General features: G+C 75.2%; 14 protein-coding genes. 11 read left to right on the forward strand and 3 right to left on the reverse strand.

The features are described from left to right. The first annotated feature begins 3 nt into the window (after positions 1-3). From ABZ321_RS52240 to ABZ321_RS52285, 10 genes are all read left to right on the forward strand, one after another. Positions 4-966 (forward strand): ScbA/BarX family gamma-butyrolactone biosynthesis protein, encoded by a 963-nt coding sequence (locus ABZ321_RS52240; protein ID WP_354903870.1) that lies wholly within the window; start codon positions 4-6, stop codon positions 964-966. Then, a complete protein-coding gene (locus tag ABZ321_RS52245; RefSeq protein WP_354903872.1) occupies positions 963-2,084 on the forward strand; it encodes a beta-ketoacyl-ACP synthase 3 in 1,122 nt (373 codons plus the stop codon). The genes ABZ321_RS52240 and ABZ321_RS52245 overlap by 4 nt, the downstream gene beginning before the upstream one ends. Continuing rightward, complete coding sequence (locus ABZ321_RS52250; RefSeq protein WP_344504457.1) at positions 2,081-2,323, forward strand: acyl carrier protein; 243 nt, start codon at positions 2,081-2,083, stop codon at positions 2,321-2,323. The genes ABZ321_RS52245 and ABZ321_RS52250 overlap by 4 nt, the downstream gene beginning before the upstream one ends. Then, positions 2,323-3,561 carry a beta-ketoacyl-[acyl-carrier-protein] synthase family protein gene (locus ABZ321_RS52255; protein ID WP_354903874.1) on the forward strand — a complete coding sequence of 413 codons (1,239 nt, stop codon included), beginning with the start codon at positions 2,323-2,325 and terminating at the stop codon, positions 3,559-3,561. Before ABZ321_RS52250 ends, ABZ321_RS52255 begins: the two co-directional genes overlap by 1 nt. A 106-nt stretch (positions 3,562-3,667) precedes the next feature. Beyond that, the gene (locus tag ABZ321_RS52260; protein WP_344504459.1) at positions 3,668-4,375 is read left to right on the forward strand and encodes an HAD family hydrolase; all 708 of its coding nucleotides are present in this window, start codon (positions 3,668-3,670) and stop codon (positions 4,373-4,375) included. A 26-nt stretch (positions 4,376-4,401) separates the two neighbouring features. Beyond that, entirely contained in the window at positions 4,402-6,258 is a 1,857-nt protein-coding gene (locus tag ABZ321_RS52265; RefSeq protein WP_354903875.1) for a PEP-utilizing enzyme, read from the forward strand. A gap of 2 nt (positions 6,259-6,260) precedes the next feature. Next, positions 6,261-7,166 carry a PEP/pyruvate-binding domain-containing protein gene (locus ABZ321_RS52270; protein WP_354903877.1) on the forward strand — a complete coding sequence of 302 codons (906 nt, stop codon included), beginning with the start codon at positions 6,261-6,263 and terminating at the stop codon, positions 7,164-7,166. After that, positions 7,163-10,984, forward strand: coding sequence for a beta-ketoacyl synthase N-terminal-like domain-containing protein (locus ABZ321_RS52275; protein WP_354903879.1), 3,822 nt, complete (start codon positions 7,163-7,165; stop codon positions 10,982-10,984). Before ABZ321_RS52270 ends, ABZ321_RS52275 begins: the two co-directional genes overlap by 4 nt. Continuing rightward, positions 10,981-12,054 carry a methyltransferase gene (locus ABZ321_RS52280; protein WP_354903881.1) on the forward strand — a complete coding sequence of 358 codons (1,074 nt, stop codon included), beginning with the start codon at positions 10,981-10,983 and terminating at the stop codon, positions 12,052-12,054. Before ABZ321_RS52275 ends, ABZ321_RS52280 begins: the two co-directional genes overlap by 4 nt. A gap of 85 nt (positions 12,055-12,139) precedes the next feature. Then, on the forward strand, positions 12,140-13,129 hold the full coding sequence (locus tag ABZ321_RS52285) for an amidohydrolase family protein (RefSeq protein WP_354903882.1): 990 nt from the start codon (positions 12,140-12,142) through the stop codon (positions 13,127-13,129). Positions 13,130-13,214: 85 nt separating this feature from the next. Here ABZ321_RS52285 and ABZ321_RS52290 read toward each other — a convergent pair whose 3' ends face one another. Further along, positions 13,215-14,546, reverse strand: coding sequence for a ricin-type beta-trefoil lectin domain protein (locus tag ABZ321_RS52290; protein ID WP_354903884.1), 1,332 nt, complete (start codon positions 14,544-14,546; stop codon positions 13,215-13,217). Positions 14,547-14,770: 224 nt separating this feature from the next. On the opposite strand from ABZ321_RS52290, the gene ABZ321_RS52295 reads away from it, so the two are divergent. Then, a complete protein-coding gene (locus ABZ321_RS52295; RefSeq protein WP_354903885.1) occupies positions 14,771-15,865 on the forward strand; it encodes a hypothetical protein in 1,095 nt (364 codons plus the stop codon). Between the two features lie 10 nt (positions 15,866-15,875). On the opposite strand, the gene ABZ321_RS52300 is transcribed toward ABZ321_RS52295, so the two are convergent. Together ABZ321_RS52300 and ABZ321_RS52305 are read right to left on the reverse strand one after the other, a co-directional pair. Next, positions 15,876-16,379 (reverse strand): PASTA domain-containing protein, encoded by a 504-nt coding sequence (locus tag ABZ321_RS52300; RefSeq protein WP_344504468.1) that lies wholly within the window; start codon positions 16,377-16,379, stop codon positions 15,876-15,878. Between the two features lie 26 nt (positions 16,380-16,405). Beyond that, positions 16,406-17,425 (reverse strand): hypothetical protein (locus tag ABZ321_RS52305; RefSeq protein WP_354903887.1); only part of this gene is annotated, 1,020 nt, incomplete at its 5' end.

Consider the following 17,425-nt stretch of genomic DNA (forward strand, 5'->3'; position numbering starts at 1 on the left):
TCGATGTCGACGCCGCTCCGGTACGCCACGACGGTGGACCGCACGTTGCTGCACCGCCGGCACGCCGGCGAGACGTTCCTCGCCGACCTGGTGCCCACCGGCGACGGCGGGTTCGTCGCCGCGGCGCTGCTCCCGCCGGCGCACCCGCACTACGGCGGGCACACCGGCCCGAGCCGCGACCTGGACCCGATGCTGCTGCTGGAGTGCGCCCGGCAGGCGGAGACGTACGCCGCGCACGTGCTGTTCGGCGTCCCCGCCGGCGACCGGTTCGTGCTGCGGGAGTGGTCCGCGCGGTTCCCCGTCACGGCGCCCGGCGACGACCCGACCGAGCTGGAGCTGACCGCCGGTACCGGCGGCGAGACCCGCATCGGAGGGCGGCTCAGCGGCCTGAGCTACGACTTCGGGCTGTGGGCGCGGCACGCGTGGGTCGGGCAGGTCCGGATGGACGTGCGCTACGTGACCGCCGCCGCCTACGCCTCCGTGCGCCGCCGCACCCGCCCCGGCGGCGACCCGCCGCCGAGCTCCGACGGGCTGCCGCCGACCCCGGGTGTGCCAGTGGACCCGCGGCGGGTCGGCCGGCTGCGGGCCACCGACGCGGTGCTGCTGGACGTCGGCGCGGCGGGCGGGCCGGTCACCGCGCGGCTGCGGGTGCCGGTGGAGAACCCGAGCCTGTTCGACCACGCCCAGGACCACGTGCCGGCGATGGTGCTCACCGAGGCGGCCCGCCAGCTCGCCGTCCTCGCCACCCACGCGTGGGGCGGCGCCGGGCCCGACCGCACGAGCCTCGTCGCACTCGACGCCACCTTCGCCCGGTACGCCGAGCTCGACCTGCCCCTCACGCTGACCGCCGAGCCGGTCGGCGCGGGCCCGGCCGGCTGGACCGTCGACGTGCGCTGCACCCAGTCCGGCGCCGACGTGGCCACCGCACGGATCACGGTCGCCGCCGCGCACCGGAGCCCACGATGACGCCCGGCGCGCCGGCCGCGGTGGTGGCCGGGATCGGGGCGTGCCTGCCGGCGGTGGTCGTGCCCAACGAGGAGCTCGTCGCGTGGTGGGAGGCGGACGCCGAGTGGATCCGGGCCCGCACCGGCATCGAGCGGCGGCACGTGGTGAGCCCCGGCGAGGCGACCGGCGACCTCGCCGTCGCCGCCGGCCGGCGGGCGCTCGCCAGCGCCGGCCTCGGCGGGGTCGACGCGGTCGTCGTGGCGACCGGCACGCCCGACCAGCTCAGCCCGGCGGTCGCCCCGCAGGTCGCGGTGCGGCTCGGGCTCGGGCCGGTGGCCGCGTTCGATGTCGGGGCGGTGTGCACCGGCTTCCTGTACGCGCTGGGCGCCGCGGCCGGACTCCTCGCCGCCGGCACCGCGCGCAGCGCCCTGGTGATCGGGGCCGACGCCTTCACCACGGTGCTCGACCCCGACGACCTCACCACCCGGGCGGTCTTCGGCGACGGCGCGGGCGCGGTCGTGCTGCGCGCCGGCGCCGCGGGCGAACCCGGCGCGCTGGCGGGCGTCCGGCTCGGCAGCGACGGCGCACGGCACCGGCTGATCGAGATCCCCGGCGGTGGGTCCCGCCAGCGGGCCACCGGGCAGCCGGTCAAGGAGAGCGACCTGTACTTCCGCATGCAGGGCCGGGCCGTGTTCAGCCAGGCCGTCACGCGGATGGCGGCCACCGCCCGGGACAGCGCCGCCGACGCGGGCTGGGCGCCCGGCGACGTCGACCGCTGGGTGCTGCACCAGGCCAACGCCCGCATCCTCGCCGCCGTCGCCCGCGAGCTGCGGGTGCCGGCCGAGCGGTTCGTCAGCAACATCGCCACCGTCGGCAACACGGTCGCCGCGTCGGTGCCCCTCGCGCTCGCGGACGGCATGGCCGGTGGGCACCTGCGGCCCGGGCACCGGGTGGTCCTGGCGGCGTTCGGCGGCGGCCTCACCTGGGGCTCCGCCGCGACCGTCTGGCCCGACCTGCCCACACCCCCGCCCCCCGCCATCCCCGAGACCGCCCCGGTGGAGGGGCCGGACCTGACCGAGCCGCCAGCCGCCGTGCGCCGCCGGTCCGGCGGCGGGACCGACCAGCCGAGAGGACGATGATGCAGGCCATCGAGGCACGGATCGCCGAGATCCTGGTGGAGGACTTCAAGGTCGACGCGGGTGCGCTGCGCCCCGACGCGACCTTCGCCGACCTGAACTTCGACTCGCTCGTGCTCGTCGAGCTGATCCTGGTGCTGGGCAACCAGTTCCGGGTGCCGCTCGACGACGGGGCGCTGCACGACACGATGACCGTCACCGACGCCGCCGGGGTGCTCGCCGCCAGGGGAGCGGTGGCCTGATGCCGCCCGCGACCCGGCCCGGCTTCGGCGCGGCGATCACCGGCCTCGGCCTGGTGACGCCGGCCGGGATCGGCGTCGCCGCCAACCGCGAGCGGGTCTGGTCCGGCGTCTCCTGCGCCGCGCCGGATCCCGGCCTCGCCGGCGGCCCGGTCGACTTCAGCTGCCGGGTCCCGGGATTCGACCCCGGCGCGCTGCTCGGCGGGTTCACCGCACGGCAGCTGGAGCGCTTCGTGCAGTTCGCGATCGTCGCCGCCCGGCAGGCCCTCGCCGGGGCCGGCCGCGACCCGCGCACCTGGGACGGTGCCCGCGTCGGCGTGGTGATCGGCAACTCCCTCGGCGGCATCCCCGCGCTGCTCGCCGCGCAGGCCGCCCTGCTCGACGGCGGGCCGCGGCAGGTCTCGCCGCTGACGGTGCCGATGTACATGGTGAACATGGTCGCCGGGCAGGTCGCGATCGACGTCGGCGCGAAGGGCCCGAGCTGGGTGACCGCGACCGCGTGCGCGTCCGGGGCGACCGCCATCGGCGCGGCCCGCGAGCTGCTGCGCAGCGGCGACTGCGACGTCGTGCTCGCCGGCGGCACCGAGGCGGCGCTGACCCCGCTCGCCGTCGCCGGGCTCGGCCGGATGGGCGCGCTGTCCGGGCGGTCCGCGGACCCGGCCCGGGCGTCGCGGCCGTTCGACGCCGACCGGGACGGGTTCGTGCCCGCCGAGGGCGCCGCCGTGCTGGTCCTGGAGCGGGAGGAGGACGCCCGTGCCCGCACCGCCCCGATCCACGCCGTCGTCCGCGGGTACGGCGCCAGCACCGACGCCCACCACCCGACCGCGCCCGAGCCCGGCGGCGAGGGCATCGAACGGGCGCTGCGGGCCGCGCTGCGCGACGCCGGTGTCGGCGGGGGCGACGTCGACCACGTCAACGCGCACGGCCCGTCCACCCCGATCGGTGACCTGGTGGAGGGCCGGACGCTGCGCCGGGTCCTCGGCGACCGCCCGCTGGTGACGTCCACGAAGGGGGTCACCGGCCACCCGCTCGCCGCGGCCGGCGCGATCGAGGCCGCGTACACGGCCCTGGCCCTCGCCGGCCGCAGCGTGCCGCCGACCGCGAACCTGACCCGCCTCGCCCCCGAGCTCGACCTCGACGTCGTCCACGGCGCGCCGCGCGCCGCCGCGCTCGACGTCGCGGTCAGCACGTCGATGGGCTTCGGCGGCCACAACGCGGCGCTGGTGCTGACCAGGGCCTGAGACACGGCCTGAGACACGGCCTGAGACACGGCCTGAAACACGGCCTGAAACACGGCCTGAGACACGGCCTGACCGCAACGCCTGACCGACACCTTCTGGAGGGACGATGACCGCACTGCGCACGATCCGGCTGATCGCGATCGACAGCGACGGGGTCCTGCTCAACGACACGTACAGCCCCGTCATCGAACGGTTCGTCACCAAGCACGGCGGCACGTACACCGCCGAGGTCGAACGCGGCGTGTGGGGCTCGCCGCAGCTTGCCGCCGGGCAGAACATGGCCCTGGCGTGCCGGCTGCCGTGGTCGGCGAAGGACACCATCGCCGCGTTCTTCCGCGAGCGCGAGGAGTACCTCAAGGACCACCCGGTCGAGGTGTCGCCCGGCGCCGAGGAGATGCTGGCCGCGCTGCACGCCACCGGCGCCCGGCTGACCTGCTACGGCGGGCGGCACCGCGAGTACACGTTCGACACCCACCTCGGGCACCTCGCGCGCTACTTCGACGCCGAGATCCCCTACGTCGACGTCAACGACGTCCGCCCCGGCGTCAAGGAGATCGTCCGGGACGTCTTCGGCCTGCAGTACCACCAGGCGCTGTTCATCGACGACATCAACCGGGTCGCCGAGGTGTGCAAGGCGCTCGGCGCCGGGTTCGCCGGGGTGCCGGCCAGCCTGCCGCACAACTTCCAGCGCGCCGAGATGGAGCGCACCGGCGTGCGGCACACCGTGCAGGACATCCGCCGGATCGACCAGAACCTCGTGCAGAAGATCGACGAGGAGCTGGCGTCCGGCACCCATTGGCAGGGTCTGGACTGACCCGCGACAGCGAACGGAGGTCAGTCATGGCCGAGCGACGGTTCCCGTCCTTCCACGAGATCGCGCCACCGCCCGGCGGTGAGGGCTGGGCGGCGATGTACCCGTACTACCTGGTGCCCGACGCCGAGACCCGCCAGGCCGAGGACGGCCGGCTGTGGTTCGCCGACACGATGCACTGGTCCCGCGGCTGCTACCCGCTGGGCAGCGTCGTGGCCGAGGCCGCGTACCTCGGCGCGGGGCAGAACAGCACCCGCATCTTCGCCCTGCCGTCGTCGCTCGGCCTGGACCTGCGGGTGCAGCACGGCTACGTGTACATCGCCCCCGTCCCGGTCACCGACCCCGACGAGATCGCCCGCCGCGCCGAACACTTCCAGGCCCGCGCCGGCTACTACTACCAGCACTGGGACGAGCTGTACGACCGGTGGAAGGCGAAGGTCGGCGCCGTCGTCGACGACATGCGGCAGGTGTCCTTCCCGCCGCTGCCGGAGCTGGAGCCGATGGAGGTCGTCACCGAGGGGCGGGGCCGCTCCACCGGCTGGGACGTCGTCGCCGCGTACCGGCGGCTGATCGACGACCTGTTCCTGGTGTGGCAGCACCACTTCGAGTTCCTCAACCTCGGGTACGGCGGCTACATCGCGTTCTTCCAGTTCTGCAAGCAGGCGTTCCCGGAGATCGGCGAGCAGCGGATCGCCCGGATGGTCGCCGGGATCGACGTGCTGGCCTTCCGCCCCGACGACGAGCTGCGCGACCTCGCCGCGCTCGCCGTGCAGCTCGGCGTCGACGACGCGCTCGTCGCCGACGCGCCGCAGAAGGTGTTCGACGCGCTCGGCGGCACCGAGGCCGGGCGCCGCTGGCTGGCCGCCTACGACGCGGCGAAGGACCCCTGGTTCCACTACTTCGCCGAGTACGGCTTCGGCCACGACCAGGACACCTGGATCGGCAACCCGGCGATCCCCCTGGCCGGCATCGCGGGCTACGCCGAGCGGCTGCGCGCCGGGCAGGACATCCGCCGGCCGGTGGCGAGGCTGCGGGCCGAGCGCGACGCGATCGTCGCGGAGCACCGGGCGCTGCTCACCCCCGACGAGGCGGCCCAGTTCGACGAGCTGCTCGCCCTGGCCCGCCGGGTCTTCCCGTACATCGAGGAACATAACATCCACGTCGAGCACTGGGCGCACGCGGTGCTGTGGCGCAAGCTGTGGGAGCTCGGCGACTTCCTCGTCGCCGCCGGCTTCGCCCGCGAACGCGACGACCTGTTCTTCCTCAACCGCTTCGAGCTCGAGGCCGTCCTGCACGACGTCGTGCAGTCGTGGGCGATCGGGGTGCCGCCGCGCGGCGCCGGGCGGTGGGCGGCGGAGGTCGGGCGCCGTCGCGGCATCGTCGCCGCGCTGCGGGCCGCGCCGCCGCAGCCGGCCTACGGGCTGCCGCCGGACGAGGTCACCGACCCGTTCGCCATCATGAACTACGGCATCACCACCGAACGGGTCGAGGCGTGGCTCGGCGGCACCGGCGGCGACGACGCCGCGGCCGTCAGCGGGATCGGCGGGTCGCCCGGCGTCGCGCAGGGCACCGTGCGGCTGCTGCGCGACGAGCGCGAGCTCGGCGACGTGCGTCCCGGCGAGATCCTCGTCTGCCCGATCACCGCGCCGTCGTGGGGACCCGCACTGTCCACAGTGGCCGGTGTGATCACCGACATCGGCGGGATGATGAGCCACGCCGCGATCGTCTGCCGCGAGTACGGGCTGCCGGCCGTCGTCGGCACCGGCTTCGCCACGGTCCGGCTGCGCACCGGCGACGAGGTCCGCCTCGACGGCACCACCGGCGAGGTCACGGTGCTCCGCGCCGCGGTGCCCGGGCCCGGCGCCGGCTCGGCACCGGCGGCGTGACCGTGTTCACCCGAGCGCTCGACGACCCGGCCTGCGCCGACCCGGCCGAGGCCGGCGGGAAGGCGGCCGGGCTCGCCGGGCTGGCCAGGGCCGGGCTGCCGGTCTCCGCGGGGTTCGTCGTCACCGTGCCGGCGCACCGGGCGTTCGTCGCCGCCCGCGGCACCGTGCCCGCGGCGGTCGCGGACGCCGTGCGCCAGTCGTACGAGCGACTCGGCGGCGGCAAGGACGTCGCCGTCGCCGTGCGCTCCAGCGGCACCACCGAGGACGGCACCACGGCCAGCCTCGCCGGCAGGTTCGACACCTGGCTGGACGTCACCGGCGCCGAGGCGGTCCTCGACCAAGTCCGGCGGTGCTGGACCGGCACCGCGCGCTCCCCGGGCACCGGGATGGGGGTCGTGGTGCAGCGGATGGTCCGGGCCCGCGCCGCCGGCGTCATGTTCACCGTCAGCCCCGTCACCGGCGACCGGTCCCGCATCGTGGTGGAGGCCGGCTGGGGGCTCGGCCTCGCCGTCGTCGGCGGCGAGATCACCCCGGACCGGTGGACGGTCGACAAGGTCGGCCTCACCGTCCTCGAACGGGTCGCCGGCGACAAACGCATCGAATACCGCCGCGGACACCTCGCCGTCGCGGTCACCGGCGCGCGGCGGGAGCGGCTGTGCCTCAGCGACGACGAGGTCCTCGAGCTGGCCGCGCTCGGCAAGCGCGTCGAACGTGAGGAGGGCCGCGCCCAGGACGTCGAGTTCGCGTTCGGCGACGACGGGCTCGTGCTGCTGCAGCGGCGCCCGGAGACGGTCTGGTCCAACCGCGCCCGCCCGCCGCGCTTCGCCGCCGGGCAGGGCGTCACCGCGTGGATCGGCGCGGCGGTCACCGCCGGCCCCACCCAGCAGAGTCCAGGAGGGCTGACATGAACACCAGCGCCGAACCGATCGCCATCATCGGCATGGGCTGCCGGCTGCCCGGCGGCATCGACGCGCCGGAAGCGCTGTGGCGGCTGCTGGACGAGGGCGGCGACGCGATCGGCGCCGTGCCTGACGGCCGGTGGGACGCGTACGCCGCCCGGGGCCCCGCCTACGCGGCCGCCGTCGCCCGGGCCGTGCGCGCCGGCGGCTACCTGAGCGACATCGCCGGCTTCGACGCCGAGTTCTTCGGCATCTCGCCCCGCGAGGCGGAGCTCATGGACCCGCAGCAGCGGGTCACGCTCGAGGTCGCCTGGGAGGCGCTGGAGCACGCGGGCATCGCCCCCGCGAGCCTGGCCGGCACCGACGGCAGCGTCTTCATGGGCGTCTGCTGCGACGACTACGGCCGCCGGCTGCTGGAGGACCTGCCCAACGTCGAGGCCTGGACGGGCATCGGCGCGTCGATGTGCGCCGTCGCCAACCGGGTCTCGTACGCCCTGGACCTGCGCGGCCCGAGCATCACCGTCGACACGGCCTGCTCGGCGTCGCTCGTCGCCGTCCACCAGGCGTGCCAGAGCCTGCGCGCCGGTGAGACGTCCCTGGCCGTCGCCGGCGGGGTCATGCTCGTGGCCAGTCCGAGCTTCGCGCTGATCCTCGAGGCCGCCGGCGCGCTGTCGCCGGACGGCACCTCCAAGGCGTTCGACGCGGCAGCGAACGGCTACGTCCGCAGTGAGGGCTGCGCGGTGCTCGTCCTGAAGCGGCACAGCGACGCGATCCGCGACGGCGACCAGGTCCTCGCGCTCGTGCGGGGCGGCGCCGTCTGCCAGGACGGGCGCACCAACGGCATCATGGCCCCCAGCGAGACCGCCCAGGCGCACCTGATGCGCCAGGCCGCCGGCAACGCCGGCGTGCCGCTGGACTCCATCGGCTACATCGAGGCGCACGGCACCGGCACCGGCGTCGGCGACCCGATCGAGGTCGCCGCGCTCGCCGCGACCGTCGGCGCCGGCCGGGCCGGCGGCGAGCCGTGCCTCATCGGCTCCGTGAAGTCCAACCTCGGCCACCTGGAGGCGGCGTCCGGCGTCGTCGGCGTCATGAAGCTCGTCCTCGCGCTGGGCCACGACATGATCCCCGCGACGCTGTCGCGGGCCGGCCTCAACCCGCGCATCCCGTGGGACGGCTCGGGCCTGCGCGTCACCCGGGACCGCACCCCGTGGCCGCGGACGCCCGGCCGCCCGCGCCGCGCCGGGGTGGGCAACTACGGCTACGGCGGCACCCTGGCGCACCTCATCATCGAGGAGGCGCCCACCGCGACCCGTGCGGTCCCCGCGCCGGCCGGCGTGCGGCTCTTCCCGCTGTCCGCGGCGACCGAGGCCGGGCTGCGCGCCACCGCGGACCGCCTCGCCGGCTGGGTGACGGCCGGCGGCGACCCGCTCGACGCCGTCGGCGCGAGCCTCGGCCGGGTCCGCACCGGGCTGCCGGTCCGCGCGGCCGTCGTCGCCGCCGACCGCGACGAGCTCATCGAGCGCCTGGCCGCCGTGGCCGCCGACCGCCCCGCGGACGGTGTCGTCCAGGGTCGCGCGCCGCGCGGCGGAGACACCCCGGTCGTCTGGGTGTTCTCCGGCCACGGCGCGCAGTGGATCGGCATGGGCCGCGAGCTGCTGGCGACCGAGCCGGAGCTGGCGCGCACGTTCGCCGAGGTCGACGCCGTCTACCGCGAGGAGCTCGGGGTGTCGCCCCGCCAGGTGATCGCCGACGGCGACCTGGAGGAGGTGGGCCGGGTGCAGGCGCTCACGTTCCTGATGCAGGTCGGCCTCGCGCGCGTCTGGATGTCGTACGGGCTGCGACCGGCCGCCGTCATCGGCCACTCCGTGGGCGAGATCGCCGCCGCGGTCGTGTCCGGCCGGCTCGACCTGACCGACGCCGCCCGGCTCATCTGCCGCCGCTCCCGGCTGCTGCGCGACGCCGCCGGCAAGGGCGCGATGGCGCTGGTCGGGCTGCCGTTCGCCGAGGCGTCGGCGCGCCTGGCCGACGCACCGGACGTCGTGGCCGCGATCTCCGCCTCGCCCTCCTCGACGGTACTGAGCGGCGACGCGGCCGCCCTCGACCGTTTCCTCGCCGCTTCGGGGCTCACCGCGCGGCGGGTCAACACCGACGTCGCGTTCCACAGCCCGCACATGGACCCGCTCGTGCCGGGCCTGCTCGCGGTCGAGGTCGCCCCGCGGACCGGCACGGTCCCCGCCTACGGCACGACGCTGTCCGACCCCCGGGCCGACCCGCCGCGCGACGCCGCCTACTGGGCCGCGAACCTGCGCAACCCGGTGCGCTTCGCCGAGGCCGTGCGGGCCGCGACCGACGACGGGCACCGGGTGTTCCTGGAGGTGTCGACGCACCCGGTCGTCGCGCACTCGATCCTGCAGACCGCGGACGGCGCGACCGTCCTGCCGACCCTGCGCCGCGACCAACCGGAGCGGCCCACGATGCTGGGGACCCTGGGCGCGCTGTACTGCGCCGGCGTGCCGGTCGACTGGTCGCTCGTCTTCCCCGGCGGCGGCCGCGCGGAGCTGCCGCCGATGGCGTGGCAGCACCGCCGCTTCTGGGCCGAGCCGGAGCCCGCCACCGCCGAGCCCGTCCAGCAGCACGACGTCACCGCCCACACCGTGCTCGGCCGGCGGACCGTCGTGCAGGGCACCGACCCCGTGTGGCTGTGGCAGACGCGGTTGGACGAGGGGAGCCGGCCGTACCCGGGCGGCCACCGGGTCCTCGGCACCGAGGTCCTGCCCGCCGCCGTGGTCCTCACGACCCTGCTCGCGGCCGCCGAGACGCCGGCCCTGACCGACGTCACGCTGCGCGTGCCGCTCACCCTGGGCGCCCCGCGCGACGTGCAGGTCGTCCGCCAGGACGGCGCGGTCCGCCTCAGCTCCCGGCTGGCCGGCGGCTCCGACTCCGCCTGGGCCACCCACGCCACCGCCACCGCCAGCGGCGGGGTTGTGGGGATCGGGCGGTTGGAGTTGCCGCCGGCCGGGGCGGTGGTGGTGCCGGCCGAGCGGGTGATGGACCTGCTGCGCGAGATCGGCGTGGTCGGGATCGGGTTCCCGTGGGTGGTGCGTGAGGTCCGGCGGACCGGTGGGCGGGTGGTGGCCCGCATCGCCGCCGACCCCGACGGGCTCATGCCGGTGCGCACGTGGGCGTCGCTGTTCGACGCGGGGCTGTCGGCGGCGCCGGTCACGTTCCCGGCGCCGGCCCGGCTGCGGATGCCGGGGCGGCTGCGGCACGTCGCGGTCGCCGGGCCGCCGCCGGACGAGGCACTCGTCGGGGTCGACCTCGTCGCCGTCGAGCCGTCCGGCGACACGGTGGTCGACGTCCGCGTCGCGGGGCTCGACGGGGTGGTCCTCGCCGAGCTGCTCGGGGTCCGGTTCGGCGTGGTGTCGCACGCCGAGGTGCCGGCGGGGGACGCCGGCGCGCCGGAGGTGGCCGGCTGGCCCGAGCTGACCGGGGACGACCTCGCCGAGCAGGTGGAGGCCGCGGTACGCGAGGTCGTGGCCCACGAGCTGCGCCTCGACCCCGCCGCGATCGACGCCCACCGCCCGCTGTCGGAGCTCGGCGTCGACTCGCTGCTGTCGGAGTCGATCCGGCAGCGGCTGCACCGGCGGGCGCGGTTCGCGCTGCCCAGCTCGCTGCTGTGGGACCGCCCGAGCGTCGCGGCGATCGCCGCCTACCTCGCCGAGCGGGTCACCGCCGACCGGGCCGCCGCCGGCGTCATCACCGACGTCACCGATGTCATCACGGATGACGTCGCCGATCACCGAGTCGCCGGAGGTGTGCGATGACCGTTCTCTCCACAACTGCGCCACCGGCCGCCGCACCCGAGGCGGAAGCCGCGCCTGAGGCGGCGGCGGTGCGGGCGCGGATGATGCGGATGCTGCACGCCTCCCTGGTCACGCAGGCGGTGGCGGTCGCCGCGGAGCTCGGGCTCGCGGACCTGACCGCCGGCGGGCCTCGCCGGGTCGAGGAGCTCGCCGGGCACACCGGCACCGACCCGGACGCCCTGCACCGGCTGCTGCGGGCCCTCGCGTCGCAGGGGGTGTTCACCGAGGTGGCGCCCCGCACGTACGGGAGCACGCCGCTCTCCGACGCGCTCCGCGCCGGCGTGGAAGGGTCGCTGCGCAACTGGGCCCGGCTGTGGGGCGACACCCAGCGGCACGCAGCGCTCGGCGGGCTCCTGTACAGCGTCCAGACCGGCGCGCCCGCGTTCCCGCACCTGCACGGCGGCGCGGACTGGTGGAGCCGGCTGGCCGAGGACCCGGCCCGCGCCGCGGTGTTCGCCGGCGCGATGGGCGACCTGTCGCGGGAGCTGCACGCGGCGACCGTCGAGGCGCACGACCTCAGTGGTGTCCGCTCGCTCGTGGACGTCGGCGGCGGACGCGGGCACCTGGCCGCCGCGCTGCTGCGCCGCTACCCGGACCTCGAGGTGACCGTCTTCGACCGGCCGGACGTCGTGGTGCACGCCGCCGGGGTGCTCAGCGCCGCCGGGGTCGCGGACCGGGCCAGGCTCGCCGCCGGCGACTTCTTCAAGGAGGTCCCCGGGCACGGCCAGGTGTACCTGATGTCGATGATCCTGCACGACTGGGACGACGCCCAGTCCGCGACGATCCTGCGCAACATCCGGCGCGCCATGGGCCCGGGCGACGTCCTGCTCGTCGTCGACGCGATCCTGCCGGCCGGCGACACCCCGCACGACGGCAAGCTCCGCGACCTCATCATGCTGACCCTGCACCCGGGGCGGGAGCGCACCGAGGCCGAGTTCGCCGCGCTGTTCGCCGACGCCGGCCTGCGGCTGCGGGAGAGCAGGGCGGTCGCCGCCTCCACCGGCCTGCTCGTGGCGGAGGTGGCGGCATGAGCGGTCCGGAGCGTAGCGGAGGAGCCGCGAATCAGTGTTGCAGGTGGAGTTCAGGCCGGCGCCGGAGCGCAGCGGAGGTGACGGCATGAACGCGAACGCCCCAGAGCATCAGCTCGTCGACGTGCACTCGCACTTCGTCACGCCCGAGTACGTCGAGGCGGCCACCCGCGCGGGCCACGTCCACCCCGAAGGCATGCCCCGCTGGGCCACCTGGAGCGTGCCGGAGCACCTCGCGATGATGGACGAGGCCGGGATCGCCCGCGCGGTGCTGTCGGTCTCCTCGCCCGGCACCCACTTCGGCGTCGACGCGGCCGCCCGCGCCCTCGCCCGGTCCCTGAACCGGTTCTCCGCCGGGGTCGTGGAACGGTTCCCGGACCGCTTCGGCCACTTCGCCGCGCTGCCGATGCCCGACGTGGAGGGTGCGCTCGCCGAGGCGACGTACGCACTCGACGAGCTCGGCGCCGCCGGCGTGGCCGTGCTGAGCAACGCGCACGGCGTGTACCTCGGCGACCCGCGCTACGCCGAGCTGTACGCGGAGCTCGACCGCCGCGGCGCGATCGTGTTCGTGCACCCGGTGTCGCCGCCGAACTGGGAACGGGTCTCGGGCGGCCGCCCCCGGCCGATGCTGGAGTTCATCTTCGACTCGGCCCGGGCGGCCGCCGACCTCGTCCTCAGCGGGACCGTGCACCGGCACCGCAACATCCGCTGGGTCTTCTCGCACAGCGGCGGCGCGCTGCCGGTGCTCGCCGAGCGTCTCGAGCTGTTCCGCGGCCTGCTGCCGGAGCAGGTGCCGGGCCCGGCCGTCACCGAGCAGCTCGCCGGCCTCTGGTACGACATCGCGGGCACCCCGTTCCCGCACGCCGCGCCGGCGCTGACCCGCGCGTTCGGCGACGACCGGGTCCTGTACGGCAGCGACTACTGCTGGACCCCGGCCGCCGGCGCCCTCGCCCAGGCCCGCACCGTCGACCCGGCGTGGCGCGCCCTCACCACCCGCAACGCCAACCGCCTGCTCGACGAGCGCGCCGGCGTCGCGAGGCCACGCACGCCGGCGATCGCGATGCTGCCCGGCCTGTGACGCCGGGCTAACAGGCCAGGCTGAGAGACGCCGGGGCGGCCGCCGCCCGTACAGCGGCCGCCCCGGCGAAGGCGAGCAGCCGGTGCTACCGGTGCCACTTCTGGTTGCTGGCGCCGTTGCAGGTCCAGATGTGCAGCTTCGAACCGTTGGCGGTGGCCACGTTCTGCACGTCGACGCACTTGTTCGACTGCGGGTTCACGAGGTCGCCGGCGGCGGTCAGCGTGAACTTCTGCGCGCCGGTGCCGTTGCAGGTCCACAGTTGCACGACCGTGCCGTCGGCGGTGCCGCCGCCGGAGACGTCCATGCACTTGCCGAGCGCGCGCAGCGAGCCGTCGGCGGCGAAGGTCCACTGCTGGGCGCCGGTGCCGTTGCAGTCCCAGATCTGCAGGCGGTTGCCGTCGGTGGCGTTGGAGCTCGGCACGTCGACGCAGCGGTTGCTGCCGTTGCCGATGATCGCCGAGGTACCGGACTGGCCGCCGCACGCCGGGGCGGTGTCGAACGTGTCGGTGAAGGTGTTGCCGGCCGCCCGGTAGGTGTTGACCTGGGCCGTTGCCGCGGCGGGCGACAGCACCTGGTTGCGGGCGAAGAGGAACCAGTCGACCTGTTGCACGTAGGTCGAGGTGCCGCCGGTGTGGGTGGCGAGGTCGATGAACCACAGGTTCCAGTTCACGGTCATCGTCTGCCGCGGGTAGAACTTGCCGGAGTGGTCGCCGACGAGGACGCCGTCGATGTGGTACTTGACGTGCCCGCCGGACACCTGGACCACCAGGTCGTGCCAGCCGTCGATGCTGCGCCGCTGCTCGGAGTGGGTGTTGTCGGCCAGCCACGGCTCGTTGCGGTACGTGTACCAGCTCGTCTGGTAGTTGATCGGCCCGGCCTCGCCCCAGCCGCCGTTCGGCAGGTACTCGGAGAAGTCCAGCTCGCTGTAGGTCGGGTCGAGGTCGCCGTTGAGCGGGCTGATCGCGAAGAACGTCTCGTTGATGTGGTCGCCGTCGTCGCCGCTCGCCGGCGCGTCGGCGAAGCGGATCCGGCTGGCGTAGGTGCCCTCGAAGTACCGCTTCTGGTTCGAGTACACCTCGGCGTGCCGCGTCCCGGCGCCGGTGCCGTTCGTCGACGCGGTCAGCTGCATGACCTTCTGGCCGCCGGACGTCGGGAACGTGACGTTGCCGGGCGCCCACGTGGCGCCCGGGACGCCGGGACCGCCGGCGTTACCCCGCGGGGTCCACCCGTGGCCGGTGAAGTTCCCGTCGGCGGACGAGCTGTAGTTGAAGTCGTCGAACACGAAGCCGCAGCTGTTCGGGGCCGCGTGGGCCGGGCCGGCGGTGGCCGCGGTGACCGCGACGGCGCCGAGCGCGCTCGCGAGAGCCAGCGCGGCGCCCGCGAGCAGCGGGCGGCGCAGGGCACGTTTCGATGGCATGGCGGTGCCTCCTGAACGTCCGGCCGACGGAAATTCTTCTCATCGACCATTGATGTCGATGAAAACTACGACCGTCACTGCGGTCGGGTCAACATCGGCAATCATCATTGGCTCAGGGTGATCGCCCCGGCACGCAGTGATGTCAGGATGGCGACACTCCGTATCGAACCCGCTACTCGCCACGTCTCCATCGCCGCGAACCCACCGAGCACGAAGGAGCTGCGATGCAACCCGAATACCGGCTGGCCCCGGGCAACCTCGTCGACCTGTACGCCGACGCCACGCACACGGGCAGGCTGAACAAGCGGATCGGCACCGGCGAGGTGCACGTGGTCCTCGACGGCGGCGCGAGGTACAAGGTCCGCGTGCTGACCAGCGCCACCGTCGGGCTCACGCCCGGCCAGTTCACCGAGATCGACGCCGCCCTCGTCCACCAGCAGTCACTGCGGGTCGAGTCCGGCACCGCCCTGTCCGGCAACGATCCCCGCGCGCTGCTCGGCGACCCGCGGGTCACCCAGTACCTGGGGGCGCGCGACCGCGGCGCGCTCGCCCAGACGGACAAGGACGGGGCCGACCGGCACGCGTCGGTCGCGGGGAAGATGGCCGTCACCGGCGACGTGCTGGGCGAGATCGTGGGCAACCTCAAGCGCGCCGAGCCGGCGCTGCGCCCGGACCTGGGCGAGGTCGGCGCCGTCAGCTGGATGATCATCGACGGCAACCCGTACACGGGCGTCGGCGGGGGCGGCGGCGCGGCCAAGGACCAGGCGCTGACCGTCAGGGTGTTCCCCGACGGGCCACTGTCGTCGCTGCCCGTCATCAGCACGGCCGACCTGGACCTCGAGTTCGAGCGGACCATGCGGGCCCGGCTGGGCCACATCGACGAGATCGCCGACCAGCTCCTGGCCGACGAGAAGAGCGTCGCGAAGGGTGAGGACTACGCGGCCGCCCTCCGCGGCTCACTGGCGGCCTACGCCACCACGCTCCAGTCGCTGCTCGGCGCCCGGCCGTCGCCCGGCACGGCCACGCGCGCCGAGCTCGCGGACGACAACACCGCGATCCGCCGGTCGCTGCGCCAGCACCTCAAGACCACGAAGGCGCAGGACATCACGTACTTCGAGACCTACCTGTTCCACAAGGGGGCGACCGAGAAGCAGATGTGGGCGTCGGTCGGCCGGTTCGTCGAGTCGCTGCCGCAGCAGGCCGCGGTGGTCGACCTGGTCGGAAGCCAGTTCTCGCGGCAGGGCGACGGCAGGTTCCTGCTCGTGGCCACCCGCCGCTACGCACACCTGATCACGCCGAAGGTCCCCCAGACCACCTGAAGGGACCGGGTCAGACCCGGCGGGTGCAGGTCAGCACGATCGCGGTCGTCGTCGGCACGCGCGCGCCGGCGGCGGCCGACTGCCGGGTCACCGTCCAGTTCTGCGGCAGCACGACGCTCGTCTCGGCGGCGTCCTGCGAGCCGAACCGCACGTCGCCGAAGCCGAGCCGCTCCAGCTCGATCCGGGCGGCCGCCGCGTTCATGCCGACCAGGTTCGGCATCGCGACCGTCGCCGCCGCCGTCGTGGCCGGTGCACCCGGCGCGCCGGGGCTGCCCGGTGCGGGGGCGGTGGTGGCGGCGCTCGTGCCCGCGGTGGGGGAGCCCGGGTTGGCGTTCGCCGCCGGTGTACCGGCGGTCGCCGCCGGACCTGACGTCGCGGGGCCCGCGGCAGGGCCGCTGCCGCCGTCGCGCCCGGCGATCACCAGCCCCGCGACGACGGCCGCCGCGACGGTGACGGCGGCGGCGCCGACGATGATCCCGCGCTTGCCCCGCGGCGGCGGTACTGGAGAGTCCACGGCCGGATTCTGCCCCCGCGCCCGCGTCACGGCAATGTGAGCGGGAGGTCCTTGCGGTCGGGGTTGCGCAGGTCGGTGTCGAACACGCGCAGCGCGAACCCGCCCGGTCCGGTCACCGGCCAGCCGAACACGAACTCGACCAGCTCGTCGCGCCGCTCCTCGCCGTTGTTCAGGTGGAACGCCGGGTACCGCTGCGGCGCCCGGACCGAGCCGTCCGGCATGACCAGCCGCAGCCCGTCCGGGCCGACGCCGGCGTACCGGCTGCCGCTGAACGACACGTCGAACGCGCAGCCGATCGCCCGGTCCTTCGCGCTGACCTGCTGGTGCGCGTCGAGGAAGTCGGTGCGCAGCTCGCAGGTGACGTTCTTGAACGTCAGCCCGTCGGTGGCGGCCGTCGCCGGCGCCAGGATCTGCACGGGGCCGACCACCGGCGGGGCCGAGGCGCCCGCCCGGAACGGGATCTGGGCGGTGAGGCGGTCGTCGCCGCCGACGGTCAGCACCCCGTCGGCGAGGTTCACCGGCCCCTTGACCGGAAAGGCGACCCCCACCTCGACGTCGGAGCGGGCGCCGACCCGGCGCGACCCCGTGTAGCTGCCCTGCGTCGTCCTGTCGCCGAACCGGATCGACATCGGGACGGTGATGCCGAGCAGGTCGGCGTCCTCCCGGCCGCGGTTGCCGACCTTCAGCTCGACGCGCACCGGCTGCTCGGCGCCGGGGTCGTAGGTGGCCATGCCGAAGTCGATGCGGAAGCCCGCGTACCAGGCGGTCCTGCCCACCTGGACGGTCTGCTTCCCGCCTGCGGCACCCGCGGCGGCGGTGCCGGCGCCGGTGGTGCCGGCGCCGGTGGTGCCCGTCGTGTCGCCGGGGCTCCGGTTTCCCTGGCCGCCGCCCCAGTTGTACTGCAGCGCCAGGAACACGGCGAGGACGACCACGACGAGCGCCGCCACGCCACCGGCATCGCCGCCGCCGAGGAGAACGTCGAGGGCTACCTCGGCACCGGCAACGCCGCCAGCGTCGTTTCCGGGCGGCTCTCCTACACGTTCGGG

This window comes from Dactylosporangium sp. NPDC006015, from assembly GCF_040614215.1.
GTDB classification, from domain to species: domain Bacteria; phylum Actinomycetota; class Actinomycetes; order Mycobacteriales; family Micromonosporaceae; genus Dactylosporangium; species Dactylosporangium maewongense.

Coding starts and splice junctions, on each gene's coding strand:
- ABZ321_RS52240 (WP_354903870.1), top strand. CDS start 4: ATGTCGACGCCGCTCCGGTACGCCACGACGGTGGACCGCACGTTGCTG.
- ABZ321_RS52245 (WP_354903872.1), top strand. CDS start 963: ATGACGCCCGGCGCGCCGGCCGCGGTGGTGGCCGGGATCGGGGCGTGC.
- ABZ321_RS52250 (WP_344504457.1), top strand. CDS start 2,081: ATGATGCAGGCCATCGAGGCACGGATCGCCGAGATCCTGGTGGAGGAC.
- ABZ321_RS52255 (WP_354903874.1), top strand. CDS start 2,323: ATGCCGCCCGCGACCCGGCCCGGCTTCGGCGCGGCGATCACCGGCCTC.
- ABZ321_RS52260 (WP_344504459.1), top strand. CDS start 3,668: ATGACCGCACTGCGCACGATCCGGCTGATCGCGATCGACAGCGACGGG.
- ABZ321_RS52265 (WP_354903875.1), top strand. CDS start 4,402: ATGGCCGAGCGACGGTTCCCGTCCTTCCACGAGATCGCGCCACCGCCC.
- ABZ321_RS52275 (WP_354903879.1), top strand. CDS start 7,163: ATGAACACCAGCGCCGAACCGATCGCCATCATCGGCATGGGCTGCCGG.
- ABZ321_RS52280 (WP_354903881.1), top strand. CDS start 10,981: ATGACCGTTCTCTCCACAACTGCGCCACCGGCCGCCGCACCCGAGGCG.
- ABZ321_RS52285 (WP_354903882.1), top strand. CDS start 12,140: ATGAACGCGAACGCCCCAGAGCATCAGCTCGTCGACGTGCACTCGCAC.
- ABZ321_RS52290 (WP_354903884.1), bottom strand. CDS start 14,546: ATGCCATCGAAACGTGCCCTGCGCCGCCCGCTGCTCGCGGGCGCCGCG.
- ABZ321_RS52295 (WP_354903885.1), top strand. CDS start 14,771: ATGCAACCCGAATACCGGCTGGCCCCGGGCAACCTCGTCGACCTGTAC.